The 25615-nt window shown below is 62.9% G+C and carries 22 protein-coding genes; 16 read left to right on the forward strand and 6 right to left on the reverse strand.

Annotated features, from left to right (window positions below; translation table 11 throughout):
• The first annotated feature begins 14 nt into the window (after positions 1-14).
• From L867_RS0117460 to L867_RS0117490, 7 genes are read left to right on the forward strand one after another with little or no spacing between them, the layout of a single operon-like run.
• Positions 15-1229 (forward strand): glycosyltransferase family 4 protein, encoded by a 1215-nt coding sequence (locus L867_RS0117460; protein ID WP_169734092.1) that lies wholly within the window; start codon positions 15-17, stop codon positions 1227-1229.
• Positions 1226-2488: an O-antigen ligase family protein gene (locus L867_RS0117465; protein ID WP_146086549.1), complete on the forward strand. Its 1263-nt coding sequence runs from the start codon at positions 1226-1228 to the stop codon at positions 2486-2488. Before L867_RS0117460 ends, L867_RS0117465 begins: the two co-directional genes overlap by 4 nt.
• A 46-nt stretch (positions 2489-2534) precedes the next feature.
• Complete coding sequence (locus L867_RS0117470) at positions 2535-3605, forward strand: glycosyltransferase family 4 protein (RefSeq protein WP_028738071.1); 1071 nt, start codon at positions 2535-2537, stop codon at positions 3603-3605.
• 29 nt (positions 3606-3634) lie between these two features.
• A complete protein-coding gene (locus tag L867_RS0117475; RefSeq protein WP_169734093.1) occupies positions 3635-4813 on the forward strand; it encodes a polysaccharide pyruvyl transferase family protein in 1179 nt (392 codons plus the stop codon).
• Positions 4806-5384 (forward strand): LbetaH domain-containing protein, encoded by a 579-nt coding sequence (locus tag L867_RS25630; protein ID WP_051439064.1) that lies wholly within the window; start codon positions 4806-4808, stop codon positions 5382-5384. The genes L867_RS0117475 and L867_RS25630 overlap by 8 nt, the downstream gene beginning before the upstream one ends.
• Positions 5385-5408: 24 nt before the next feature.
• The gene (locus tag L867_RS0117485) at positions 5409-6404 is read left to right on the forward strand and encodes a nitroreductase family protein (RefSeq protein WP_169734094.1); all 996 of its coding nucleotides are present in this window, start codon (positions 5409-5411) and stop codon (positions 6402-6404) included.
• Positions 6401-7312, forward strand: coding sequence for a glycosyltransferase family 2 protein (locus L867_RS0117490; protein WP_028738074.1), 912 nt, complete (start codon positions 6401-6403; stop codon positions 7310-7312). Before L867_RS0117485 ends, L867_RS0117490 begins: the two co-directional genes overlap by 4 nt.
• A 69-nt stretch (positions 7313-7381) precedes the next feature.
• Here L867_RS0117490 and L867_RS0117495 read toward each other — a convergent pair whose 3' ends face one another.
• Positions 7382-9004, reverse strand: a complete 1623-nt coding sequence (locus L867_RS0117495) for a hypothetical protein (protein ID WP_028738075.1) — start codon at positions 9002-9004, stop codon at positions 7382-7384.
• Between the two features lie 144 nt (positions 9005-9148).
• Positions 9149-11323 carry a hypothetical protein gene (locus tag L867_RS0117500; protein WP_028738076.1) on the reverse strand — a complete coding sequence of 725 codons (2175 nt, stop codon included), beginning with the start codon at positions 11321-11323 and terminating at the stop codon, positions 9149-9151.
• Between the two features lie 503 nt (positions 11324-11826).
• Here L867_RS0117500 and bktB point away from each other — a divergent pair.
• From bktB to L867_RS0117550, 9 genes are all read left to right on the forward strand, one after another.
• Positions 11827-13017, forward strand: a complete 1191-nt coding sequence (bktB, locus tag L867_RS0117505) for a beta-ketothiolase BktB (protein WP_028738077.1) — start codon at positions 11827-11829, stop codon at positions 13015-13017.
• 75 nt (positions 13018-13092) lie between these two features.
• Positions 13093-14280 carry an acetyl-CoA C-acyltransferase gene (locus L867_RS0117510; RefSeq protein ID WP_028738078.1) on the forward strand — a complete coding sequence of 396 codons (1188 nt, stop codon included), beginning with the start codon at positions 13093-13095 and terminating at the stop codon, positions 14278-14280.
• A 90-nt stretch (positions 14281-14370) separates the two neighbouring features.
• Positions 14371-15255, forward strand: coding sequence for a DMT family transporter (locus tag L867_RS0117515; protein WP_332308406.1), 885 nt, complete (start codon positions 14371-14373; stop codon positions 15253-15255).
• Between the two features lie 425 nt (positions 15256-15680).
• Positions 15681-17279, forward strand: coding sequence for an ABC transporter substrate-binding protein (locus L867_RS0117520; protein WP_028738080.1), 1599 nt, complete (start codon positions 15681-15683; stop codon positions 17277-17279).
• Between the two features lie 186 nt (positions 17280-17465).
• Positions 17466-18470, forward strand: a complete 1005-nt coding sequence (locus L867_RS0117530) for an ABC transporter permease subunit (RefSeq protein WP_028738081.1) — start codon at positions 17466-17468, stop codon at positions 18468-18470.
• Positions 18471-18484: 14 nt separating this feature from the next.
• Positions 18485-19393, forward strand: a complete 909-nt coding sequence (locus L867_RS0117535) for an ABC transporter permease subunit (RefSeq protein WP_028738082.1) — start codon at positions 18485-18487, stop codon at positions 19391-19393.
• Position 19394: 1 nt separating this feature from the next.
• The gene (locus tag L867_RS25635) at positions 19395-20243 is read left to right on the forward strand and encodes an ABC transporter ATP-binding protein (RefSeq protein ID WP_037173770.1); all 849 of its coding nucleotides are present in this window, start codon (positions 19395-19397) and stop codon (positions 20241-20243) included.
• Positions 20240-21091: a dipeptide ABC transporter ATP-binding protein gene (locus L867_RS0117545; protein ID WP_028738083.1), complete on the forward strand. Its 852-nt coding sequence runs from the start codon at positions 20240-20242 to the stop codon at positions 21089-21091. The genes L867_RS25635 and L867_RS0117545 overlap by 4 nt, the downstream gene beginning before the upstream one ends.
• Positions 21092-21202: 111 nt before the next feature.
• The gene (locus L867_RS0117550) at positions 21203-22222 is read left to right on the forward strand and encodes a GlxA family transcriptional regulator (protein ID WP_028738084.1); all 1020 of its coding nucleotides are present in this window, start codon (positions 21203-21205) and stop codon (positions 22220-22222) included.
• A 63-nt stretch (positions 22223-22285) separates the two neighbouring features.
• Here the strand turns inward: L867_RS0117550 and L867_RS27495 are convergent, their stop codons facing one another.
• From L867_RS27495 to L867_RS0117570, 4 genes are all read right to left on the reverse strand, one after another.
• Positions 22286-22456, reverse strand: coding sequence for a hypothetical protein (locus L867_RS27495; RefSeq protein WP_156951575.1), 171 nt, complete (start codon positions 22454-22456; stop codon positions 22286-22288).
• Between the two features lie 150 nt (positions 22457-22606).
• Positions 22607-24124, reverse strand: a complete 1518-nt coding sequence (locus tag L867_RS0117560) for a tripartite tricarboxylate transporter permease (protein WP_028738085.1) — start codon at positions 24122-24124, stop codon at positions 22607-22609.
• A 13-nt stretch (positions 24125-24137) separates the two neighbouring features.
• Positions 24138-24629 (reverse strand): tripartite tricarboxylate transporter TctB family protein, encoded by a 492-nt coding sequence (locus L867_RS0117565; RefSeq protein ID WP_028738086.1) that lies wholly within the window; start codon positions 24627-24629, stop codon positions 24138-24140.
• Positions 24626-25570 carry a Bug family tripartite tricarboxylate transporter substrate binding protein gene (locus tag L867_RS0117570; RefSeq protein ID WP_028738087.1) on the reverse strand — a complete coding sequence of 315 codons (945 nt, stop codon included), beginning with the start codon at positions 25568-25570 and terminating at the stop codon, positions 24626-24628. Before L867_RS0117570 ends, L867_RS0117565 begins: the two co-directional genes overlap by 4 nt.
• Positions 25571-25615 lie beyond the last annotated feature (45 nt).

Consider the following 25615-nt stretch of genomic DNA (forward strand, 5'->3'; position numbering starts at 1 on the left):
CCATGGTACACCGCGTGACCAACCAAAAGGCTGAACCGGCTTCTGTGTCCAGCGAGGTTGCTTTGCTGCATGTCGTCGGCCTCATCCTGGGCAATGAGGGATACGGCGTTCGTCGTGGCTGGCTGAGCCTGCTTTCCGGTTTCCAGGCGCGGGGCGTGCCCGTCTCGGCCCTTGTCCTGCAGGAAGGCGAGATCGCGGCCCTCATTCGGGCGCGCGGCGTCGAGGTCACCGCCGGCGGGCTTCAGCCTCCTCCGGCCCTGCAGGGAAGCGGGGCGGGCAAGTTCCTGCTCTTGCTCAAGCGTGCTGTGACGCAATTGAAGGCCGTTGCCGTGGTTCGCCGGGAGATCCGCAGAAGCGGTGCCGGCACCTTGTTGCTGCGCAGTCCGGCGGAAGTACTGCTCGCCGGTCTTGCCGCGCGATTGTCGGGCATTCGGGCCTATTGGCTCATGCCGAATGCAATCAGCTCGGGTTATCCCTTCGATCTCAACCGACGTGTCTATCGTATCATTTTCAGGCACCTGAACGTCGTGCCGATCGCCAACAGCCGGTTCACCGACACCACGATCGGTCCCGGAGACTTCGAGCGGCACGTCTGCCATCTCGGTATCAGCCCGGCAGAATTCGATCCGGCTGTTCCGGGCACCATTCGTCGCGCGGATCTCGGCATCCCGGAGGATGCCATCGTGCTCGGCGTGTTTGCCCGGATGGTGGCGGACAAGGGTCAGCGGCGGCTCGCCGAAGCCCTTTCGGAACTCGGCGAGGAGGCTGCCCGCGTTCATCTCCTGCTGTGTGGCGGGCCTCTCGACAGCGCCTATGCCACCGAGTTGCAGACCTTCGTCCAGGGCCACGGCCTTGCCGGTCGCGTGCACTTCACCGGCCCGATCAGCGACGTGGCGTCGTATTACAAGATCTGCGACGTCGTGGTGAACAGCCGGCTAGACCCGGAACCCTTCGGCTTTTCGGTGATCGAGGGGATGATGCTCGGCAAGCCGGTGCTCGCCCACAAGGCCGGCGGTCCGGGCGAGACCGTGATCGACGGACAAACCGGGTGGCACATCCAGGGACCCGACAAGGCGGCTTTCATTGCCGCGCTCCGGCGCGTCCTCGCAGATCTGCCGCATCTTACTGAGATGGGCCGGGCGGCCCGCGCGCATGCGCTGGCCCATTTCACCAGCGACAAGATGGTGGGACGCATCGTCGATATCGTCGCCGGAGGGAGACAGGCGTGAACACCCGTCCTCAGCGATCCGTCTGGATTTCAAGGCTGCTGCTCGTTTCCGGGGCGGGCATGGCGCTGGTCTATTCGGGCTACATCCTCGCCTGGGTGAAGACGAGCGGCACGGGTGAGGACAGTTTCGTCGAAATCGCCATCGCGCTGGCGATCGGCATGAGCATGCTCTTTGCGGCGTCCTACAAACGTACCGTCTCGCTGACCGCCTATCACGTGCTCTATCTCCTGCCGATTCTCCTCTATTTTCTCGTTTCGGTGACGTCGGCCTACTACTATCAGGACACCAAGATCTTCCTGTGGCTGCTCTTCGGCGTGGTCTATCTCGGCCTGCTGAGCCAGGCGGACATCGCCAAGTCGCGGGTCGTCGACGGCTTCCTGATGGTCGGCCTGATCGAACTCATGTTCTTCCTCGCCTTCAACCGCGAGGCGATCTTTTCCTACTCCGGCGGCCGGGGTCGCGTTTCCTTCGACAACTCCGCCTACACGCTGACCGCCTATGCCATCGCCGGCGGCACGCTCGCGGCGCTTTACTCGATGGTCTTCATGGGCAAAGCCTGGCTGCGCTCCATCGCCGTGCTCGGCCTTTCCATCATCGTGATCTTGGGAACCGGCACGCGTTCGGTTCTCGTGGGATTGGTGGCCGCAGTTTTCTCGCTCTACTTCTTCAACCGGATCGGCAAGCTCGCGCTACGCCGCGTGGTGATCTACACGGGCACGGCATTCGTGATTGCGGCCTTGGTTTTCTCCTCTGTGCCCAGCCTACGCGACAGGCTTGCCAACACCCTGGACCTGATGATGTCAGGTGTCAGTACATTGTCGGGCAGTACGGAGTACGAAGCCTCTGCAGAAGGACGACGAATTTCCCGCGAGATCGGCATCGACAACTTCATGCGCAATCCGCTTACGGGGGCAGGCTACAGGACCCGCCAGCTCGATTTTCCCTTGCTGCAATCCTATCAGGATTTCGGCATCTTCTTCGGGCTTGCCTTCACCTTCGCCTTTCTCGTTCTTCCCTACCTCGTCGCGTTCAAGGCTTTCAGACGTGGCACGGATTCCGAGAAGTTCATTGCGGCGCTCTTCATCCTGAACTCACCCCGTCTGTTCCTGCACGGTACGACCTACGACTGGGTGATTTTTACCTATGTCATCCCCGTCTACAGCGTCCTGTTGAATCGGCCGGAATGGGGCTTGTTGTTTGCGAGCGGTCCGCCATTGCGCCCAAGCGCCTCGACCCGAATGGAAAACCGGAATGTCTAGAGTCAATGTAATTTATCATCACTTTCCCCACTATCGAAGGCCGGTCATGCGTGAGTTGGTCAAGAGTGGCGTACATGACTATCGGTTTTGGGGAAGCCTTGATGCAATCAACGGCATCAAATCGTTCCAAGGTGACGATTTGATCAAGATATCCCCGCTACGGTTCCGCTTTCGGGGAGCAACATGGGTGTTGAAAGACTATTGGCCCGCAGTTCTTGATCGGACTGCGGACGTGCTTGTAGTCCATGGCCATCCGAATATGCCAGCCAGCTGGCTCATAGGTATCGTCGGGCGGCTCACCGGCAAGAAAGTCATCTTTTGGGCTCACGGCTGGTTGAAGAAAGAAACCCCGCTTAAGTCTCTCATCCGGCGACTCCATTATGGCCTAGGTCACCGTGTAATGACTTATGGCGAGCGCGCCCGGCAATTGGCGGCTGCTACCGGATTTCCGCCCAATAGGATTGTGCCTATTTACAACTCTCTGGACTGGCTGACCGCGCAGGCAGTGTTGGAGGGGCTTGGCGCTGAAGGAACAGATATGGTCCGCCAGCGACTTGGCATCCCCCGAGAGGCATTCGTGGTCAGCTGTGTTGCGCGTCTGACACCGATCTGCCGGTTTGATCTTCTCATTGAAGCGATTGCCCATCTCAAGCGCCGGAATATTGAGGCACAGGTAATTCTGATCGGTGACGGCCCTGAGAGGGTGAAGCTTGAAGAATTGGCGCGGATGTCCAATGTCAATGTTCGCTTCCTCGGGGCAATCTATGAAGAAGATCTGCTTGGCGCATACATCTTCGCCAGCGACGTCACGGCAAGCCCTGGAAAGATAGGGCTGAGTGCCATGCACTCGTTGATGTATGGCACGCCCGTGGTTTCGCACGACGAAATGGATATGCAGATGCCGGAGATCGAGGCGGTCTATCCCGGTAGGACTGGTTCCCTATTCAGGCGCAATGATGTGAACGCTCTTGCCGACGCGCTGGAATACTGGAGCAAGGCCAAGGCAAATCGTGAGGCCACGCGCCTACAATGTCGTGATGTGATCGAGACCCGATACAATCCTGTCACGCAGGCACGCCTCATCAACGACACAATAGACCAGACCCTCGGCGGCTGACTGAGCCCAACGTGCGGAAGATGATGTATATGGCTCGAGCAATGCGCATTGGCATCCTCACCTACCACTTCTCCGAGAACTTCGGAGCGCTGATGCAGGCCTACGGCTTGCGGCAGTGGCTGATCAATCAGGGTCATGATGCCGAATTCGTCAACTATCATCCGCGCTATGTGGAAGAGGGTGGCGACTTCGAGCAAATCTTCAGTCCGGCGCGGTTTCGCCGCAATCTGAAGATCGCCTATCTTCGTCTGTCGACACTCCAGCGAAGGCTGTTCGGCAGCCGCCTTCAGACCGAGCAATTAGAAGCTTTCCGCCGCGAGGTGCTCGGCGTGACTGGACCGCGCCTGGAAAGCCAGGCTGAGGTCGAAGCGTTCTTCGCCAGCGCCGAGGGCCGCTTCGACGTCCTCGTCTGCGGCAGCGACCAGATCTGGAACCCGTCCGCCCAGAAGGGGCTCGACGCCGTCTATTTTCTCGCCATGAGCGATGCCGCCGGTGCGCGCCACGTTGCCTATGCCCCGAGCTTCGGCAAGGGCAGCCTTGACCCTTCCTTCGACACGGAGGTCAGGAACTATCTCTCCGGCATGCATGGACTGTCCGTGCGCGAGCAGAGCGGCGTGGACATCATCCGTCGGATCACCGGTCGGGAGGCCGTGTGTGTACCCGATCCGACCATCCTGCTTGGGGATTTTTCCGGCCTGCTGAAGACGGCCGAAGAAGTCCCGGCAGGGCAGCTCTTCTGCTATGCACTGCGCACGGGAGATGGCATTCGTGAGGTGGCGGAGTTCGTCTCTCAGGCGACCGGTGCGCCGATCGCCTCGCCCTACAATGTCCACCGACGTTGGCGCGAGATTGGCCAGACCGTCTATCCTTCGCCGGCCGGTTGGGTGGCCATGATCGAGAAGTCCTCCTTTGTCGTGACGAATTCCTTCCACGGGACCGTGTTGAGCATCCTGCTGAAAAAGCCGTTCCTGACCGTCGGACTGCCGGGCGCCAAGGGCGGGCTCAACGAACGCGTTCGCAACCTGCTGCAACAGTTGGACCTGATGGACCGCTTCGTCGAAGCGGGCGACCGGCATGCAGTGTCCCAGCGCATCGGGCAACCGATTGACTGGGAAGGAGTGCAGCGCGCAATCGACAACCTGCAGCAGATCGGTCGCAGTTACCTTTTTGAGCAGTTGCAGGAAGTTAGCGGGCGCGGCCATGAGTGAGTTCGCCAATCTGCGCTATGTCGATACCATGCCTAGATCGCTCAAGGTGAAGCGAGGGCTTTGGGTTCTGGTCTGGTTGCTTTTCTTTCGCCCGACGCCTCGCGGCATATTCAACGGCTGGAGGTTGTTTCTTCTGCGCCTGTTCGGTGCCCGCATAGGCAGGGGCTCGAAAGTGGCTGCCTCCTGTTTCGTCTGGGCGCCCTGGAATCTCGAGATGGGGGAGTTCTCGGTTCTGGGCGATGGCGTTGATTGCTACACGATGGACAAGATTCGAATTGGCTCCAAAGTTGCCGTCAGTCAGAGATGCTTCCTCTGCACCGGTTCGCACGACATTACGTCGTTGCGGCGTCCCCTCATCACTAGGCCGATCACAATCGGGGATCATTGCTGGATCGCCGCGGAATCGATGGTCTTGCCAGGTGTCAATATTGCGGAGGGCAGCGTCATAGGCGCGCGCTCTCTGGTTACCAAAGATATGCCGTCATGGTCCGTCTGCGCAGGACATCCCTGCGTCGTTCTTAGACCTCGCAGGTTGGCACCCGAAATCAGTCTGCCGACAAAAGGCGCTTGACCGGCACCGCGATGGAGAATGCTCGTGGCTGAATTCTTAGATAAGATCCGGAAGACTCTCTTGTTCGTGACCGAGTACTTCTCGGACGCCGTCAGCTATTTCCGCTATTGTGGAATTTCTCCATTGCAGGACCCAAGCCGCAAGCTCTTCTACAAAATCCTCATTGAGGCACATGCTCTGGAAAAGGGTCTCTCGTTGGCGCAGCCTCGTCCCCTTTTCGGTGTGTCCAAGATCCGTTTCTTGATCAGTGTCCTCGATCGCTACGATATTTCATTCTCGCGCCTTCCCGGCGAAATGGTGTGCGGCATCTTTCACGCGTATCTGAATTTGCATCAGTCACTCGGCGTCAGCGATCCGCTGCTTCATGATGTGAGAGCGTTTCTGACGCGCTACGAAAGGACTTGGGATATCACGCCGAACGGTGGCGTTCGGCAACTGGACCGCGATGATTACGATCAGATTCCCGATGCCGCACGCCTGATTACCTCCCGTCACAGCACCCGGATGTTCTTGCCGGATCACCTGCGATTGGAAGAAGTCGAGCGGGTCGTACATATCGCCCAATCCTCACCCTCTCAGTGCAATCGTCAGTCTGCGAAGGCCTACTTCTATCAGGAGCGAGCGGATATAGACCGCCTTCTGCGGCTTCAGGCGGGGTCGGCGGGCTTTGCGCAGGACGTCAACAATCTGTTCGTTATCACCTCGGAGCTTGCGGCATGGGGTGGGGCGCAGCAGCGCAATCAGGCCTATGTCGACGGTGCTCTTTTTGCGATGAACCTGATGCTGGCCTGCCATGCTAGCGGTATCGCCTCATGTCCGCTCAATCTGGCTGTGACGCACAAGACTGGTCGTGCGATCTGCGAGGCGGGAGCTATTGGGGAGGGCGAACGGCTTATCATGATGATCGCGGTCGGCAGACCGGCTCACCGCGACAGGCTGAAGATCGCACGATCACCACGCCGCCCGCTTCATGAAATTCTGGTCACGAAGCTGATTGGTGATCACTTGGAGCCACGATGACCTCGATTTCCGTCCTGATCCTCACGTACAACGAAGAAGTTCACATCGCCCGGGCGATCGAGAGCGTCGCCTCATTTGCCACGCAGATCGTGGTCGTCGATTCCTTTTCGTCAGATCGCACCGTGGAGATCGCCCGTTCGCTCGGCGCCACGGTGCTGCAGAACCCGTTCGTGAACCAGGCTCGGCAGTTCCAATGGGGGCTGGACAATGCGGCAATCTCCTCGGACTGGGTCATGCGGCTTGATGCTGATGAAGTGGTCGAACCGGAGCTGGCGCGCGAGATCGCCCAGAAGCTGCCGACGCTCGCGGCCGACGTCGCGGGCGTGAACCTGAAGCGCAAGCATATCTTTCTCGATCGCTTCATCCGCCACGGCGGGCGCTATCCGCTGATCCTGACTCGCCTCTGGCGGCGGGGGCAGGGGCGGGTCGAGGATCGCTGGATGGATGAACACGTCATCGTCTGGGGCGGACGCACTGTCCTGTTCGACAATCCGTTCCGCGATCACAATCTTCATGATCTCGGCTATTTTACCGAGAAGCACAACAAATATGCCACCCGAGAGGCCGTCGACGTGCTCAATCGGCGTTATGGTCTGTTCGCCCAGGATGCCGGGCTGACAAGCGAAGGCACTTCGCTGCAGGCATCCGTGAAGCGCTTCGTCAAGGAGCGTGTCTACAACCGGATCCCGTTTCCGGTCTCGACGCTCGGATATTTCCTGTTCCGCTATGTAATCCAGCTCGGCTTCCTCGATGGCCGGGAGGGGCTCATCTACCATTTCCTGCAGGGCTACTGGTACCGTTTCCTCGTTGGCGCCAAGGTCCTCGAGTTCGACAGGGCCATCCGGCCTCTGTCGACACCCGAGGACAAGCGCCAAGCGCTCGCGCAACTGACGGGCCTGGCACTCTAGTCGCATATCCCTTCGCCGGTTGGAGCAAGGCGACGGGTATTGCCATGCCCGTCGCCTGGCCTGCAACGCTCACCAACCGAGCGCTTCAATGCGGGCAAGGACCGCCGCGGAAACCGCATTCATCGCCGCCACGGTCAGATGCGTTCCGTCCGCCTGCAGGCAGGTGGGAGGCGCGCGCCCGGCCGCCAGGGCGGCCAGATCTTCGGTGGAAGTCGTCGCAAGCGCCTGAAGCGTCGGGTGCGGGTCGATGTAGCGAAGTCCGAAGCGCGAGGACAGCCAGCTGTTGCGGGCATTCGTTGTCGCGATCTCCGCCGCCGAATGGTTCATCCGTCGCACCGACCCGACAAAGACATGCCGGGCGGCAAGGGAGGCCATGCTCTCGAAAGTCGCGGGGTCTGTGGCGGCGTTAGCGCCGTTTGCGTCTCCATCCCAGTGTACCAGTACGCAGCCGTAAAGGCCGGGATTGCTGCGCATGGTGGCGAGTTGCGCCACGACCGTCGAACCGCCTGCGCCTGAAGATACAACCAGGCGGCTTGCGTTGGATGTCTCTATGCCCTGTTCCAGCGAAGAGCCGCCCGTTCCGGCAACATAGCTGTCGCCGATCGCCCAGATGAAGCCAGGCGGAGCGTATTCCTGGGCGAACAGTGCCGCGGACAGAATTGTGCCGGTCCACTCCTCGCCGGCCGCGGGCGAGGCCCCCAGCCGCACCCAGCACGCGCCGGCCGGCGTAAATCCTGCTTGCTGACCGTAAAGATGGGTCTCGTCAAACGCGACGAGGAAGCGGCTCGATCCGTCGGAAGAGATGTGGAGCGTGTGCCCCGCGCCCGGCGTGACGAGATTGGAGGCGATCACGTGGGTGGTTCGGTTGGTGCCGTTGCTGTCGAGGGTGACCGTGATCGTACCATCCGCGTTCAAAGCGGCGCGATAGCGGTTGCGCGCGCCGTCGTCATCGAAGGAGAAAAGAACCCTTGTCGAGGCCGGAAGATTGGCCGGCACGCGAAACTTGATGATGACGGCAAAGGCAGGCGAAGAAAACCCGGCAAAGGCCGTGGCTTCCTTGATCGAAAAGCTGTCGCCGCAGATCGTGCCGCCCGGTCCGCTGACCGTTCGCAGACCGAGATAGTGAGCAGCGCCTTCACCCCCGAATGTTCTAGTGAATGTGGTGGGAACAAGACTCGCATTTTGCGCCAAGGCATTGCTGAGTGGAGACATCGTCGCGGAACGACTGGAAATGACCAGGGGGCTTCCGGTGGCGGTTCCCTTCCGGTAGGTGGCCTTCGCGCGATAAGCCTTGCCCTGTTGGGTCGAGGCTGCACCCGACCGCACGGTCGGATTGGTCAGACCCGTTCCGCTCATTTCCAGTTCGCCGGCGACGATTGCGGCGGTCGCGCCATTGAGGGCCGTCCAGTCTCCGATGCCGAGGGACAGGTCCCCGTTCGGCAGCAGTTCCGGTGCATCGGTCGCGACATGATCGCCGATCTTGCGCGTGCCGCCCGAAGCCGTGCCGCCGACGGCAGCGAGCGCTGCAGCTTCGGTCGCATAGGTGCGACCATCGTACCAGCCGCGGTTGTTTTCGAGGTCGAGGACCAAGGCCGGGCGTCGTCCCGTGCCGTCCTTGGGGACCCACTGGGCGCCGTCGGTGTTCCAGCCTCCGCGCATGTCGAGCCCGATCCCAAGTTTCATGTCGTTCATCGCCCTCTCCTCTTCCGCTCTAGCGTGGCCGACGCGCTGGCAGTCGAGGTTCCAGCCGCGTCGTCCGTCGGATTATGGGGCAGGACGGATGGGCGGGGAAAACGGGTGGCGATTTTGTTCGCGAATGGCGGGTGCCGCGCCCTGCTATGGCTGTTTCACCGGCACCCGCACCTCGCGCATGGTGTTTCCCCGGATGATCAGTTCTTCGACGCCCTGGCCGACATCGACGCCGATATCCGTCCGTTCGATCTCGTTCTGCTCGACCAGGATGTTGCGCATGGACGGCACGACGGAGGAGCGTCCGTCGATCCGAATCGTCGAGGCGGAGCGCAGCCGGTTCTCCCGGATGACGATACCGAAGGTCAAAAGCGTGTCGTTGCCCTTGAATTGCCGGCCGGTTACCGAGATTCCCGAGGTTCGTCTGAACGCGGACGCCGTGGTTTCGTTGCCGAGGAACTGGATGTAGAAGTTCGGCTGCGGGTGGCGGTAGTCGAGCGAGACGGCAGAAAAACCATTGCTTCTGAGCGAGCGGTTGCCGGCGAACACATGCTTGTAGCCGGTGCCGAAAATCTGGGCGGCGCCGACGTCCTGAAACCTGTTCTCGATGATGAGATAGTTTTCCTGAAGCGGTACGATGGTGACCTTGGTGCTGGAGTCCGTCAGCCCGGCGATATCACGGTCCAGTTCGATCAGATCGCCGGTTTTCTTCGCCACGCGGGCCATCAGGCCGAGCCCTCGGCCCTTGAGCACGAACAGCCCCGCGCCCTCCCAGTTCCTATCCTTCGAGATGCCAAGCCCGTCGGCCTTGATCTCGACCGTATTGCCGGATCGTGGCGTGATCGGACCGCGGTAATAGCCGCCGGCCCCGTCGGAGGTCAGTGCCTCCCGGTCCCAGCCGTACATGGTCTCGAAGATGTTGTTGCGGACCAGAACATTGCGCGCGGAGGGGCCGCCGAAGGTGTTGATCCCGCCGCCCGACGCTTGAAGATCGGCGCCGATGAGATGGTTGTTTTCGAACAGCACGCCGTCCGGTGCCGAAATGCCGTACCAGCCGCGTCTGCCAATGCGAAACGTATTGCCGGAGAGGCGAGCGCCGACGGGCCTCGTCATCACGAAGGGGCGCATGGAGGTGAGAATGTCGCAATCTTCGACGACGACGTTGCTGCCGGCCAGCAGGAGGCCGACCACACCGGTCTTGGTATGCTGGCGCATTGCCTCCAGCCGTTTGATCGGCTCGTCGGCTTCCAGGTGGCGCAGAAAGGAAGACGCGCGAACGGTAAGCCTGCGGATCGAGATGTTGCGTCCGTCCGCTCCTTTGGGATCGGCGGAAAAGCCGGCCTTGATGATATGGCGGTGGCGTTCCGCATTGATCGTCAGATCCTCCACGGAGACGTCGCGGTATCCGGAAATGAGCGCATCGGGCGGTATCTCCGTATCCTTCCAGATCAAGGTCACCAGATCCCGGGACTCGCCCCTCAGCGAGACGCCATCCGGGATATGCAGCGCGCCGCTCAGGCGATAGGTGCCGTATTTCAGCGTGAGGGCACCGCCGCCACGCTTGGCGAGGGCGGCCAGGGCCGCGTTGATGCGGGCGGTATCGTCGTTGTCGGGATCGTCCGGTTGTTGGCTCGACAGCTCCATCACCGGGCGGTAGACCGCCTCGACAGCCCCGACTTCGATCGTCCCCGCCTCGCGCCAGGCTGTGGCGCCTCCGCGACCATTCCCCAGGCGGATGCTGTAGGTGTTCGGCGGAAGGTCCGCCGGCAAAAGGAAGGTCGCCGACCAGGGATCTGGTTTCTCTACCTTGATTTCGGTTTCGCGGCCGTCGGGGGCGATAAGCTTGACGGTCGCCTTTTCGCTCAAGGCAATGTTGCGGCCCGAAATCCTCAGCCAGCCGCCGGCGCTTGCGGCCGGTCCCCTGTCGCCCTGGGTCCAGTAGACGTCGGGCGCATTCAGCTGGACCGTCACCGGATCGTCCGCACCGCTGAGGGTTGCGGAATACACGCCAGGTTCCAGGCCGTCGGGCAGCACGAAGGAGAGGGTGCTTTCGGTCTTTGCCAGGACTTCCGCGGGTTGAGACTGGGGAGCAGCGTTTCCCGTATCCCCTGTTCCATCCGGCAACCGGAAAACCTCGACCGTCACGGCGCGATCGAGATCGACGCCGCTCAGTTGCACCGTCTGGCCGGGCTTCACCGGATCGCTGGCCCAGAACACCGTGGGTGTCGCAACCGCCTGTCCCGCCAGGAGAAGAAATGCTGCGGCGGCGCTGATGATTGGCGACAGTCGCCGGCGGACGGCTGAAACGGAATCGGACGTCATGGGCGGGTCTCCCTTTCGGGCGCCATCATCGGCGCAGGCTTGGCATGGCTATCGCGAGGAGCCATATTGCCGCAACCTGACAGTTCGTCTGCCGCGCCGCAACAGGAAGCATGCAGGGGGCCGGCATGCCCAATGTCGACGCCGCCACAAACGCATTTCCGTCGAACAGTTTCCGCGCAGTGCGCCCCGGGCGACACCTACAATCTCGCCTGTCGCTGACCGGTGGACCACACTTCGGCAGCACCGGTCGGAAGTTCGATCAGAAAGCGTCGGTCAGTTTTCAGACCGGCCAGTTCAGTTGCATTCGACCCGGGTGCACCACGGCTCGCACCCATTGCTCCCATATGCCGGGCCTGTGAAACCGATTACAAGGTTTCGGGGCTTGCGGGCCGGGGTTCACAGGATGTACGCCCTTTGACAGGGACGAGTGCCGCGTTCATCGCGGGTCGCCGCCAGGATCGCGTTTTCAGCCCGCCAGCGGGCTTCGGGAGAAGGACAGGACCATGAGCAGAACAGTTGTCATCGCCTCGGGTGTTCGCACCGCCATCGGCGACTTTGGTGGTTCCCTGGCGGGAATTTCGCCCTGCGACCTCGCCGCCAGCGTTGCCCGCGAGGCGATCACGCGTGCCGGCATTTCCCCGTCCGACGTCGGCCAGACGGTGTTCGGTCATGTCATCCACACCGCACCCGAGGACATGTACATTTCCCGCGTCGCCTCGATCCGCGCCGGCGTACCGGAAACCGTTCCGGCCCTGACGCTCAACCGCCTTTGCGGTTCCGGCCTGCAGGCGATCGTCACCGCCGCCGAGCAGATCATGCTCGGCAATGCCGACATCACGCTGGCCGGCGGTGCGGAAAGCATGAGCCGGGCCGGCCACCTGCTGACCCAGGCCCGGCACGGCCAGAAGATGGGCGACACGCTGGCGATCGACATGATGATCGGCGCGCTCACCGATCCCTTCGGCAACGGCCATATGGGCATCACCGCCGAGAACATTTCCGAGCGCACCGGTATCGACCGCGCCGCCCAGGATGCCTTCGCGCTGGAATCGCACAAGCGTGCGGCGCACGCCATTGCCGAGGGCCGCTTCGCCGAGCAGATCCTGCCGCTCACCGTCAAGCAGGGCCGCAAGGAAGTCGTCTTCGACACCGACGAGCACGTCCGCGCCGATGTGAAGCCCGAGGACCTGGCGAAGCTGCGCCCGGCCTTCCGCAAGGAGGGTACGGTCACGGCCGGCAATGCCAGCGGCCTCAACGATGCCGGCGCCGCCGTGGTTTTGATGGAAGAGGGCGTGGCGGCGGCGCGGGGCGTCACTCCGCTTGCCCGCATCGTCGCCTATGGCCTTGGCGGCGTGGCGCCCGAGGTGATGGGCCTTGGTCCCGTGCCCGCTGTCAAGCAGGCGCTGTCGCGCGCGGGCCTGAAGGTTTCCGACATCGACGTCATCGAATCGAACGAGGCTTTCGCGGTCCAGGCCTGCGCCGTTTCGGCAGAACTCGGTTTTGCCGCGGAAAAGGTCAATCCCAACGGCGGCGCGATCGCGCTGGGCCATCCGGTCGGCGCATCGGGGGCGATCATCCTCATCAAGACCATCTATGAACTCAAGCGCACCGGCGCCCGCTATGGTCTCGCCACCATGTGCATTGGCGGCGGGCAGGGCATTGCGGTGATCGTCGAGAACCCGGCCCACGGCTGACGCTGCTTGCCGGGTGTACATGTGAGGCGTTGGTCTTGAGGGTCGTGCACATCGTATCGGGTAGGGGAGAGTGAAATGACCATCGACGATCCGGTCGTCATCGTTGGTTCCGCCCGCACGCCGATGGGCGGTTTCCAGGGCACGCTCGCTGGAATGACCGCCTCCGAACTTGGTGCGGCGGCGATCCGTGCCGCGCTTGAGCGCGGCGGCGTGCCGGCCGATGCGGTCGATGAGGTGGTGTTCGGCTGTGTCCTTCCCGCGGGGCAGGGGCAGGCCCCGGCGCGCCAGGCGGCGCTTGGCGCCGGCTTGCCGTTCTCGACGGGCGCGACCACGGTCAACAAGATGTGCGGCTCGGGCATGAAGGCGGCGATGCTGGCCCATGACCTCATCCTGGCCGGCAGTGCGCAGATCTGCGTTGCCGGCGGCATGGAGAGCATGACCAACGCGCCCTACCTGCTCGACCGCGCGCGGGGCGGTTACCGTCTCGGTCACGGGCGGGTCATCGATCACATGTTCCTCGACGGGCTGGAAGACGCTTATGACAAGGGCCGCCTGATGGGGACCTTCGCCGAGGATTGCGCCGAGGCCTATGAGTTCACCCGCGAGGCCCAGGACGAATACGCGATCGCCTCGCTCGACCGGGCGGTGAGGGCGATCGACACCGGCGCTTTCGGAGAAGAGGTCGTGCCCGTCACGGTGCGCACCGGCAAGGCCGAGCAGGTGATCGACCGCGACGAACAGCCGGGCAAGGCCAAGCCCGACAAGATCCCGACATTGAAGCCCGCCTTTCGTGAGGGCGGCACGGTGACGGCCGCCAATTCCAGTTCGATTTCGGATGGGGCCGCAGCCCTCGTGCTGATGCGCCGTTCCCGTTCCGAGGCTTTGGGGCTGGCGCCGCTGGCCGTCATTCGCGGCCATGCTACTCACGCCCAGGCGCCCGGTCTCTTCGCCACGGCGCCGATCGGCGCACTGCGCAAGCTTTCCGAGCGGACCGGTTGGTCGCTGAAGGACGTCGACCTGTTCGAGATCAACGAAGCTTTCGCGGTCGTCGCCATGGCGGCGATGTGCGACCTCGACCTGCCGCATGACAAGGTCAACGTGCATGGCGGGGCCTGCGCGCTCGGCCACCCGATCGGCGCCTCGGGCGCCCGCGTCATGGTCACGCTGCTGGCGTCGCTTCGTCGCCATGGGCTGAGGCGGGGCATGGCGACGCTGTGCATCGGCGGCGGCGAGGCGACCGCCATCGCCGTCGAACTCTGCTGACGGGGAAATGCTGCCCCCGAAACGAGGGATTGCGACGTTCGCCTTCCCCCTTTACTGAACGCCTTTCCAAGTCGCAGGGACAGACTGCAGTTGCGCATCAAATCAGACCGAGCGGGCTACCTCTTCGCCCTTGCCACCTATGTCATCTTCGCCACGCAGGACGCCATTTCGAAGCATCTGGGCCAGAGTTATTCGCCGGTGATGGTCACCATGATCCGCTACTGGGCCTTCGGTGCCTTTGCCGTCGTGCTGGCGATGCGGGCACCCGGCGGCCTTAAAATGGCGATGACGACCACCCGGCCGTATCTCCAGGTTTTCCGCGGCGTGCTGCTGGCGACGCAGATCGTCACCGCGATCTTCTGCTTCTGGCTGGTCGGGCTCGCCCATTCCCAGGCGATCTTCGCCGCGACCCCGCTGCTCGTCGCCGCTCTTTCCGTGCCGGTTCTCGGCGAACACGTCGGCTGGCGCCGCTGGCTGGCGATCGGCGCCGGCTTCGTCGGTGTGATGTTCATCCTGAAACCGGATGCCGGGATCTTCGATCCGATCCTGCTCTTGGCCGTGCTCAATGCGTTCATGCTGGCCGGCTATGCGCTTGCCACCCGTCTCGTGGCCCGCAGCGACCCGCCGATGACGAGCTTTTTCTACATCGGCGTCGTCGGCGCGGTGGCCATGTCCGTTGTCGGACCCTTCGCCTGGGAGCCTATGGCGCCAAAGGACTGGGGCTGGATGGCGGCGCTCTGCTGCACCGGAATGGTCAGCCACTACTGCCTGATCAAGGCGCTCGACCATCTCGATGCGGTCTTGGTTCAGCCGTTCAGCTATTTGCATCTGGTGATTGCGTGTTTCATCGGCGTCCTGCTGTTCGGCGAGCACTTGTCGGCCAATGTGTGGATCGGTTCGCTCATCGTGGTCGGTGCCGGCATCTTCACCGTCTGGCGCGAGATCCGCGCCAAGCGGATGGCCGCCAACTCCTGACCATCCGCCGCTCGAGCGTCTGCCATGCACCGGTCGGGACAAGCAGGGCGACCCGGTGTGTGGGGAACGGGGCATATCGCCCAAGTTCGATTCGCTTTCGTTTGTCGGCGATTTGCTGCACTGCGAAACTTCTAAAGAAACCGCAAGATTACAAAAACTTGTCCAACATGCAGCAAAATTGCGGCAAAAAGTCTCTTTACAAGCGTGCAACAACGGATAAGACGAAAGGAGTGTGTCGACGATCACGGCCAGCGGGCGAGGGAGCGCAAGCGCTTCGGATGCCTTGTCGGGCTCTGTTCGGACGACTCCGGGCTTCGTGGTGGACATCACGGACTTAAGAACCATGGCGCGATTTTGGGGCGCGCCGTTCAGTACAGAAACCAGCGCATTCGGCTCGGCCGAAATAGCGCAAAGGGGAGAATGTCATGAAGTACAAGTTCGGTTTTGCCGCAGCGGCTCTGCTCGCTGCCACTTTCCTTTCCAGCGCCGCAAGCGCCAAGACCTTCGTTTACTGCTCGGAAGGTTCGCCGGAAGGCTTCGATCCGGGTATGTACACCGCCGGCACCACCTTCGATGCCTCGGCGCATCCGGTCTACAGCCGCCTGATGGAATTCAAGCCGGGCACGACCGAAGCGGAAGCCGGTCTGGCCGAGAGCTATGAAGTGAATGCCGATGGCACAGAATACACCTTCAAGCTGCGTCCGGGCGTCAAGTTCCATACCACCGAATTCTTCACCCCGAGCCGCGAACTCAACGCGGACGACGTCATCTTCTCGCTCGAGCGCCAGATCAAGGCTGACCATCCGTGGGCCCAGTACGTGGCCGGCACCTCGTGGGAATATGCCGCCGGCATGGGCTTCCCGGAACTGATCAAGTCGATCGAGAAGGTTGATGACCTGACCGTCAAGATCACGCTGAACCGTCCGGAAGCGCCGTTCCTCGCCAACCTCGCCATGCCCTTCGCCTCGATCGTTTCGAAGGAATATGCCGACAAGCTCGAAGCCGAAGGCAAGAAGGAACAGCTGAACCAGATGCCGGTCGGCACCGGTCCGTTCATCTTCGTCGGCTACCAGCAGGACGCAGTCATCCGCTTCAAGAAGAACGCTGACTATTGGGGTGGCGCACCGAAGATCGACGATCTCGTCTTCGCCATCACCACCGATGCTGCCGTTCGCTACCAGAAGCTCAAGGCCGGCGAATGCCACCTGATGCCGTTCCCGAACGCTGCTGACGTTGACGCGATGAAGACCGACGACACCCTGACCGTCATGGAACAGGAAGGCCTGAACGTCGCCTACCTCGCCTACAACACGACCCAGGCTCCGTTCGACAAGCCGGAAGTCCGCAAGGCGCTGAACAAGGCGATCAACAAGTCGGCCATCGTCGATGCCGTGTTCCAGGGCATGGCGACGCCGGCCAAGAACCCGATCCCGCCGACCATGTGGTCCTACAACGACGCGACCCAGGACGACGCCTACGATCTCGACGCTGCCAAGAAGGAACTCGAAGCAGCCGGCGTCAAGGATCTCTCGATGAAGATCTGGGCCATGCCGGTTTCGCGTCCCTACATGCTGAACGCCCGCCGTGCGGCCGAAATCATGCAGGACGACTTCGCCAAGGTCGGCGTCAAGGTCGAGATCGTTTCCTACGAATGGGCTGAATATCTCGACCGTTCGAAGGCCAAGGATCGTGACGGCGCCGTCATGCTCGGCTGGACCGGCGACAATGGCGATCCGGACAACTTCCTCGACACGCTGCTCGGCTGCGAAGCCGTCGGCGGCAACAACCGCGCTCAGTGGTGCAACGAGGAGTTCAATGCACTGGTGAAGAAGGCCAAGATCACTTCGGACCAGGCCGAGCGCACCAAGCTCTACGAAGAAGCCCAGCTGATCTTCAAGCGCGAAGCTCCGTGGGCCACCATCGACCACTCCCTGTCCGTCGTTCCGATGCGCAAGGAAGTCTCGGGCTTCGTTCAGAGCCCGCTCGGTGACTTTACCTTCGAAAACGTGGATATCGCCGAGTAACGGTCGATCCTGATGAATTTTGCCGCGGGACAGCTTGCCTGTCCCGCGGCAATTGCATTACGAACGACCGATAGTCACGGTTGGCCCGTGAACGCCCGGAACGGATCAAAGATCGTCCGGGTCATGATACGCCCGCTGCGTTTACAGCGACCACAGACCTCCAAGAAGAACAACAGCAGGTCCACCATGTTTGGCTTTCTCTTGCGGCGGATTGCCGTTCTGATCCCGACCTTCATCGGGGTCTCCGTCATCGCCTTCGCCTTCATCCGGCTTCTGCCGGGCGATCCGGTCGCCCTTCTTTCCGGCGAACGCGTGATGTCGCCCGAACGACATGCCGAGATCAGTGCGCATCTCGGTCTCGACCGGCCCATCTTCATCCAATATTTCGACTATCTGGGCGGCGTGCTGACCGGGGATTTCGGCACTTCCATCGTCTCCAAGTCGCCGATCCTCGACCAGTTCCTGGCGCTGTTCCCGGCGACGGTGGAATTGTCGCTGTGCGCCATCATCATCGCCATCGTGCTCGGCATTCCGGCCGGCGTGATCGCGGCGATCAAGCGCGGCTCCTTCTTCGACCAGTCGGTCATGGGCGTCGCCCTCGTCGGCTATTCCATGCCGATCTTCTGGTGGGGCCTGCTGCTGATGATCCTGTTCTCCGGCATGCTGCAATGGACGCCGGTGTCGGGGCGCATCTCGCTGATGTTCTTCTTCCCGCCGGTCACCGGCTTCATGCTGATCGACTCGCTGCTGTCGGGCCAGAAGGGCGCCTTCATGTCGGCGCTCAGCCATCTGGTCCTGCCATCGATCGTACTGGCCACCATCCCGCTTGCTGTCATCGCCCGCCAGACCCGCTCGGCCATGCTGGAAGTCCTCTCCGAGGACTATATCCGCACCGCGCGCGCCAAGGGCCTGTCGCCACTGCGCGTCGTCGGCCTGCATGCGCTCAGAAACGCCATGATCCCTGTCATCACCACGATCGGCCTGCAGATCGGCGTCATGCTCGCCGGCGCGATCCTGACCGAGACGATCTTCTCCTGGCCGGGCATCGGCAAGTGGATGGTCGACAGCGTCTTCCGTCGCGACTATCCGGTGATCCAGGGCGGCCTGTTGCTGATCGCCGGCATCATCATGGTCGTCAATCTCATCGTTGATCTGCTCTACGGCCTGATCAACCCGCGCATCCGCCACTAGAAGGAGCAAATCCCATGGCCGATACCGCCACCACTCAACCGGTCTCCACCGCCGCTCTGCGACGCCAGATGCTGGCCGAATTCTGGTTCTACTTCTCGGAAAACCGCGGCGCCGTCATCGGGCTGTTCGTCTTCCTCGCGCTGGTGCTGATCGCCGTCTTCGCACCGCTGGTCGCACCGCATTCGCCCTTCGAGCAATATCGCGACGCGACCCTCCTGCCGCCGTCCTGGCTTGAGGGCGGCAATACGTCGTTCCTGCTCGGCACCGATCCGGTCGGCCGCGACATTCTCTCGCGGCTGATCTACGGCGCGCAGTATTCGCTGTTCATCGGCGTCTTCGTCACCACCCTGTCGCTGTCGACCGGCATCCTGGTCGGCCTGATCGCCGGCTATTATCGCGGCTGGATCGATACCGTCATCATGCGGCTGATGGACATCATCCTGGCTTTCCCGTCCCTGCTTCTGGCGCTGGTGCTCGTCGCCATCCTCGGCCCGAGCCTGACCAACGGCATGATCGCCATTGCGCTGACGCTGCAGCCGCACTTCGTGCGCCTGACGCGTGCCGCCGTGATGACCGAGAAGACCCGCGACTACGTGACCGCAGCCAGGCTCGCCGGCGCCGGCCCGATCCGCCTGATGTTCCGCACCATCCTGCCGAACTGCATGGCACCGCTGATCGTCCAGGCGACGCTGTCCTTCTCCAACGCCATCCTCGATGCGGCCGCGCTCGGCTTTCTCGGCATGGGCGCCCAGCCGCCGGCACCGGAATGGGGCACGATGCTCGCCGAAGCGCGCGAGTTCATCCTGCGCGCCTGGTGGGTGGTTACTTTCCCGGGTCTTGCCATCCTGATCACGGTTCTCGCCATCAATCTGATGGGCGACGGGCTGCGCGATGCCCTCGATCCCAAGCTGAAGAGGTCCTGACATGGCGCTTTTCGAAATCGAAAACCTGACCGTCCAGTTCGAGACGGCGACCGGCTGGTTCAGGGCCGTCGACGGCGTCTCGCTCTCGGTGGAAGCCGGCGAAGTGCTGGCGATCGTCGGCGAGAGCGGTTCCGGCAAGTCCGTCTCCATGCTCGCCGTGATGGGCCTCCTGCCGTGGTCGGCAAAGATCACCGCCGACAAGATGCTTTTCCAGGGCCGCGACATTCAGGGCATTTCACCGGCGGAACGGCGCAAGCTGATCGGCAAGGACATCGCCATGATCTTCCAGGAGCCGGTGGCGAGCCTCAACCCGTGCTTCACCGTCGGCTTCCAGATCGAGGAAGTGCTGCGCATCCATATGGGCCTTGGGCGGCAGGCCCGGCGCGAGCGGGCGATCGCGCTGTTCAAGCTGGTCGGTCTTCCTGATCCGGCCGAGCGGCTGCATCACTTCCCGCACCAGATGTCGGGTGGCCAGTGCCAGCGCGTGATGATCGCCATGGCGATCGCCTGCAATCCGAAGCTCCTGATCGCCGACGAGCCGACCACCGCGCTCGACGTGACGATCCAGAAGCAGATCCTCGACCTTTTGATGAACCTGCAGGCCGAGACCGGCATGGGCCTCATCATGATCACCCACGATATGGGCGTGGTCGCCGAAACCGCCGACCGTGTCATCGTCCAGTACCAGGGGCGCAAGATGGAGGAGGCCGACGTGCTCTCGCTCTTCGAAGCGCCGAAGAGCGCCTATACCAAGGCCCTGCTTTCGGCCCTGCCGGAAAACGCCACGGGCGATCGCCTCACCACCGTGTCCGACTTCATGGCGGGCGCGGCAGCAGGAGAGAACGCATGACCGACAAAGTCCCCATGCTCGAAATCCGCAACATCACGCGCGACTACCACGTGCCTACCGGCTTCCTGAAGCCGGAGAAGGTGGTTCATGCGGTCAAGGGTGTTTCATTCAAGCTCGATGCCGGCAAGACGCTGGCGATCGTCGGCGAGAGCGGTTGCGGCAAGTCGACGCTTGCCCGCATCCTCACCTTCATCGACGAGCCGACGTCCGGTGAGCTGCTGATCGAAGGCAAGCCCGTCGACACCCGTCCGGGGCACCTGACGGCCGACATGCGCCAGAAGGTGCAGATCGTCTTCCAGAACCCCTATGGCTCGCTCAATCCGCGCCAGAAGATCGGCGACGTGCTCGGCGAGCCGCTGCTGATCAACACGAACATGAGTTCGGCGGAGCGCCGCGAACGCGCGACCGAGATGCTGGTCAAGGTCGGCCTTGGCCCGGAACACTACAATCGTTATCCGCACATGTTCTCCGGCGGCCAGCGCCAGCGCATCGCCATTGCCCGCGCGCTGATGCTGAACCCGAAGCTCCTGGTGCTCGACGAGCCGGTCTCGGCGCTCGACCTCTCGGTCCAGGCCCAGGTGCTGAACCTGCTGGCCGACCTGCAGGAAGAGTTCGGCCTCACCTATGTCTTCATCAGCCACGACCTATCGGTGGTGCGCTACATCGCCGACGAGGTGATGGTGATGTACTACGGCGAGGCGGTCGAATACGGCACGCGCGAGGAAGTTTTCTCCGATCCGAAGCACGACTACACCAAGACGCTGTTCGCCGCGACGCCGCGGGCCGACGTGGAGTCCATCCGCGCCCGCATGGCCAAGCGCGTCCGTCCGGTCGCCAAGGCCGGCTGAGGTCCGCTCGACCGTCTGGTTCGAATGCAACGCTTGAAGGCGGGCAGTGGATATTCCTGCCCGCCTTTGCTATGTGCGAAGCTCCTACAGAAACCGGGTCGCGGTCCATTCATGACGCAGGCAAACGCCAGCAAAGCAAAAGCGCAGAAGAGCCAGCCTGTGCTGCGCATCGGTTTCATTCTCGCGCGCAGCTTCACGCTCAGTGCGTTTTCGCTGTTCGCCGATGCGCTGCGCCTCGGCAGCGACGTCGAGGATCGCTCCGGCCGGGTGAATTGCGACTGGGCGGTGCTCGGCAGCACGCGCAATTTCATCACGGCAAGCTGCGGTATCCAGGTCGCGCCGACCGCGCCGCTGGGGAACCCAAAGCAGTTCAGCTACATCGCCGTAGTCGGCGGGCGGCTCAACGTCGCCGAGCCGATCGACCGCGAGGCGATTGCCTTCCTGCACGAGGCCGCTGCGGCCGGAGTACCGATCATCGGGGTTTGCACCGGCAGCTTCATTCTCGCCGAAGCCGGTCTGCTTGAAAACCGCAGCGCCTGCGTCAGCTGGCTGCACTATGTCGAGTTCCGCTCGCGCTTTCCCTCGATCGACGCCACGTCCAAGCGCCTGTTCGTCGAGGACCATGGCCGCATCACCTGCGCCGGCGGATCGAGCGTCGCCGATCTCGCCACCTATCTGATCCGTCGCCATGTCGGCGAGGCTGCCGAGCGCAATGCGCTGGAGATCATGCAGATCACCCGCCGCCGCGATGCCAGCGAGATGCAGACGCGCAATCCACTCGGCTCTACGCCGGTCAGGGACAAGCGCACCAATATGGCGCTGATCATGATGGAGCAGCATATCGAGGATGTGGTCAGCATCGATGATGTGTCGGAAGCGGTCGGCCTGTCGCGCCGTCAGTTGGAGCGGCTGTTCCGAACCGAGTTCGGCGCGACGCCGGTCGCCATGTATATCCGGCTGCGGCTGGAACATGCCCGCCGGCTGGTGGTGTTCACCGACAAGCCGCTGATCGACATCGCGCTGGAGACGGGCTTCGAGAACGTCTCGCACTTCATCCGCAAGTTCCGCAAGGAATTTGCCATCACGCCGGTCGCCGCGCGGCGGCGCCATGCGGCGGAAACCAATGCCTGAAAAAACAAAAGGCCGGCGAAAACGTCGGCCTTGGTCTTGGGTACTGGGAGTTTCGTTCAGCGCTTAGAGGCGAACCTTGCGGAAGCCTTCCGGATCGATGCCGAGCGTGCGCAGATCACGTGCGCGCGGGCTGCGATGAGCCTCGACGGCTGCTGCGGCGGCGCTTGCTGCTCCGATGACGGCGAAGGCCCTACCAAGGAAACCCTTATGCATGGAACCTGTGAGGACAGACATTGTCTTTGCTTTCTCTGTGTGTTGACAAGAGAAAGATGGTCCTCATTAGCGGTTTCTACAATGGCGATAAGTTCAGTGCAGCCATGCAAGAAATGCGGGCCGGAACTCTTAGGTTCCGGCCCGCCTTGATCTTCGTCATTTCTATCGGTGTCAGTCTTCGCTGGCGGCCAGATGCGACAGGACTTCGCCCTTGCCGCGGGCGCGCAGGATCAGCGGCAGGATGAGCGCCGTGGCGGCCAGCAGCAGCAGGCCGGCGGCGATCGGCGAGGTGAAGAGCACCGTCACGTCGCCCTGGCTGATCGACAGTGCGCGGCGCAGCTGCTGCTCGGCCAGCGGCCCAAGGATCAGGCCGACGACCACCGGGGCGATCGGATAGCCGAAGATCCGCATGATGTAGCCCATCACGCCGAAGGCGAGCAGCATGCCGAGTTCGTAGATCGACGGGTTGGCGCCGATGGTGCCGAGCGTCGCGAACAAGAGGATGCCGGCATAGAGCCAGGGCTTGGGGATGGTCAGCAGGCGGACCCACAGGCCGATCAGCGGCAGGTTGAGGATCAGCAGCATGAAGTTGGCGATCAGCAGGCTGGCGATCAGGCCCCAGACGAGCTGCGGGTTGGTGGCAAACAGCAGAGGGCCGGGCTGCAGGCCGTATTGCTGGAAGCCGGCGAGCATGATCGCCGCAGTCGCCGTGGTCGGCAGGCCGAGGGTGAGCAGCGGCACCAGCGTGCCAGCGGCAGAGGCGTTGTTCGCCGCTTCCGGGCCGGCCACGCCTTCGATGGCGCCGTTGCCGAATTCTTCGGGATGCTTGGTCAGCCGTTTTTCCGTCGCATAGGAGAGGAAGGTGCCGATTTCGGCGCCGCCGGCCGGCATGGCGCCGATCGGAAAGCCGATCGCCGTGCCGCGCAGCCAGGGCTTCCAGGAGCGCTTCCAATCGGCTGCTGTCATCCACACCGATCCCTTGACGGCCTCGACCTTGTCCGGGCCGCGATCACCCTGGGCGGCGAGGAACAGGCTTTCGCCGATGGCGAACATGGCGACGGCCAGCGTCGTCACCTCGATGCCGTCGAGCAGGTCGGGTACGCCGAAGCTCATGCGCGTCTGGCCGGTCAGTTGGTCGATGCCTACGGTGGCCAGCGTCAGGCCGATGAACAGCGAGGTCAGGCCGCGCAGCGTCGAGTCGCCGAAGGCTGAGGAGACGGTGACGAAGGCGAGCACCATCAGGGCGAAGTATTCGCGCGGACCGAAGACCAGGGCGAGCTTGACGATGAAGGGCGCGATGAAGGCAAGCGCGATCGTGGCAATCAGGCCGGCGACGAAGGAGCCGATGGCGGCGGTCGCAAGGGCCGGGCCGCCGCGTCCGGCGCGGGCCATCTTGTTACCCTCGAGCGCGGTGACGATCGAGGCGCTCTCGCCGGGCGTGTTGAGCAGGATCGACGTGGTCGAGCCGCCATACATGCCGCCGTAGTAGATGCCGGCGAACATGATCAGCGATCCGGCCGGGTCGAGCTTGAAGGTGATGGGCAGGAGCAGCGCGACGGTGAGCGCCGGGCCGATGCCCGGCAGAACGCCGACGGCCGTTCCGAGCGTCACGCCGACCAGCGCATAGAAGAGGTTCATCGGCTGGGCTGCAACGAGCATGCCCTGCCAGAGGAATTCGAAGGTATCCATGAGTGGCTACTCCTCAGAGGAACAGGCGTTCGAGCGGTCCGGCCGGCAACGAGAGTTGCAGCAACAGGGCGAAGACCAGCCAGACGGCGAGCGAGATCGCGATGCCGATCGGCAGGGAGAACCACAGCTGGCGCTTGCCGAAGGCACGGGCGGTCGCGGCGAAGAGCACGCCGGTGGCGATCGAGAAGCCGAGCGTCGGGAGCAGCAGCATCTGGCCGGCCAGGCCGCCGATGATCCAGGCGACGGGTGCGATCTCCTGATGCTCGCGCTCGGGGAAGTCGCGGCGGAAAGCGGCGATTGCGGTCCAGACGGCAAGGCCGGCAAGACCGAAGGCGATCCATTTCGGCACGGTGCCCGGACCGACGGGGGAATAACCGACGACGTCGCTCAGGCGATCGACGTCCCAGAATATGAGCGCGGCAAGCGCCGCGAGCACCAGGGCGATGACAAGCGCCGCCCCGTCGGGGCGGCGTGTTTCTGTCGTTGAGGTGTTTGCCTCGCTCATTTCACCAACCCGATGTCCTTGAGGACGGCTTCGGTGGCGGTAACGTCCTTGTCGAGCTGGGCCTTGAAGGCGTCGCCGGCGAGGTAGGTGTCCTGCCAGCCCTTGGTCTTCAGGATTTCCTGCCAGCTGGCGGACTTGACCATCTTCTCGACGTCAGCCGAAACGGCGGCGGTCTGTTCCGGGGTGAGGCCCGGAGCAGCGGCCACCATGCGCCAGTTCTCGACGACCACATCGAGGCCGCTTTCCTTCAGCGTCGGTGCGTCGGCATTGGTCAGGCGCTCGGCGCTGGAGACGGCGAGCAGGCGCAGCGTGCCCGACTTGACCTGCGATTCGAATTCGCCGTAGCCGGAAATGCCCGCGGTCACCTGGCTGCCGAGGATGGCGGCCAGAGCCTCGCCACCGCCGGAGAAGGCGATGTAGTTGATCTTGGTCGGATCGACGCCGGCCGCCTTGGCGATCAGGCCGACAGCGATATGGTCGGTGCCGCCGGCGGAACCGCCGGCCCAGGAGACCGAGCCCGGATCCTTCTTCAGCGCCTCGACGAGATCGCCCATGGTCTGGATCGGCGAAGCGGCGGGAACGACGATGGCTTCATACTCGCCGGTCAGGCGCGCGATCGGGGTGACATCCTTCAGCGAAACCGGGGACTTGTTGGTCAGGATCGCGCCGACCATGACATAGCCGCCGACGATGAGCGCGTTCGGATTGCCCTTCGCCTGGTTGGCGAACTGGGCAAGGCCGATCGTGCCGCCGGCGCCCGGAACGTTCTGTACCTGGGCAGCGGGCGAAATGCCTTCCTGCTGCAGCACTGTCTGCATCGAGCGGGCGGTCTGGTCCCAGCCGCCGCCCGGGTTGGCCGGTGCCATGATGGTGTAGTCGGCGGCAAAGGTCGGCAGCGCGATCGCGCCGGCCAGGATGGTTGCCAGGATAAACTGTTTCAAGATGAACTCCTCCGTCAGGCACTGCTCATCGGCAGTGCATTTCTT

This window comes from Paenirhizobium selenitireducens ATCC BAA-1503 (assembly GCF_000518785.1).
Lineage (GTDB): Bacteria > Pseudomonadota > Alphaproteobacteria > Rhizobiales > Rhizobiaceae > Allorhizobium > Allorhizobium selenitireducens.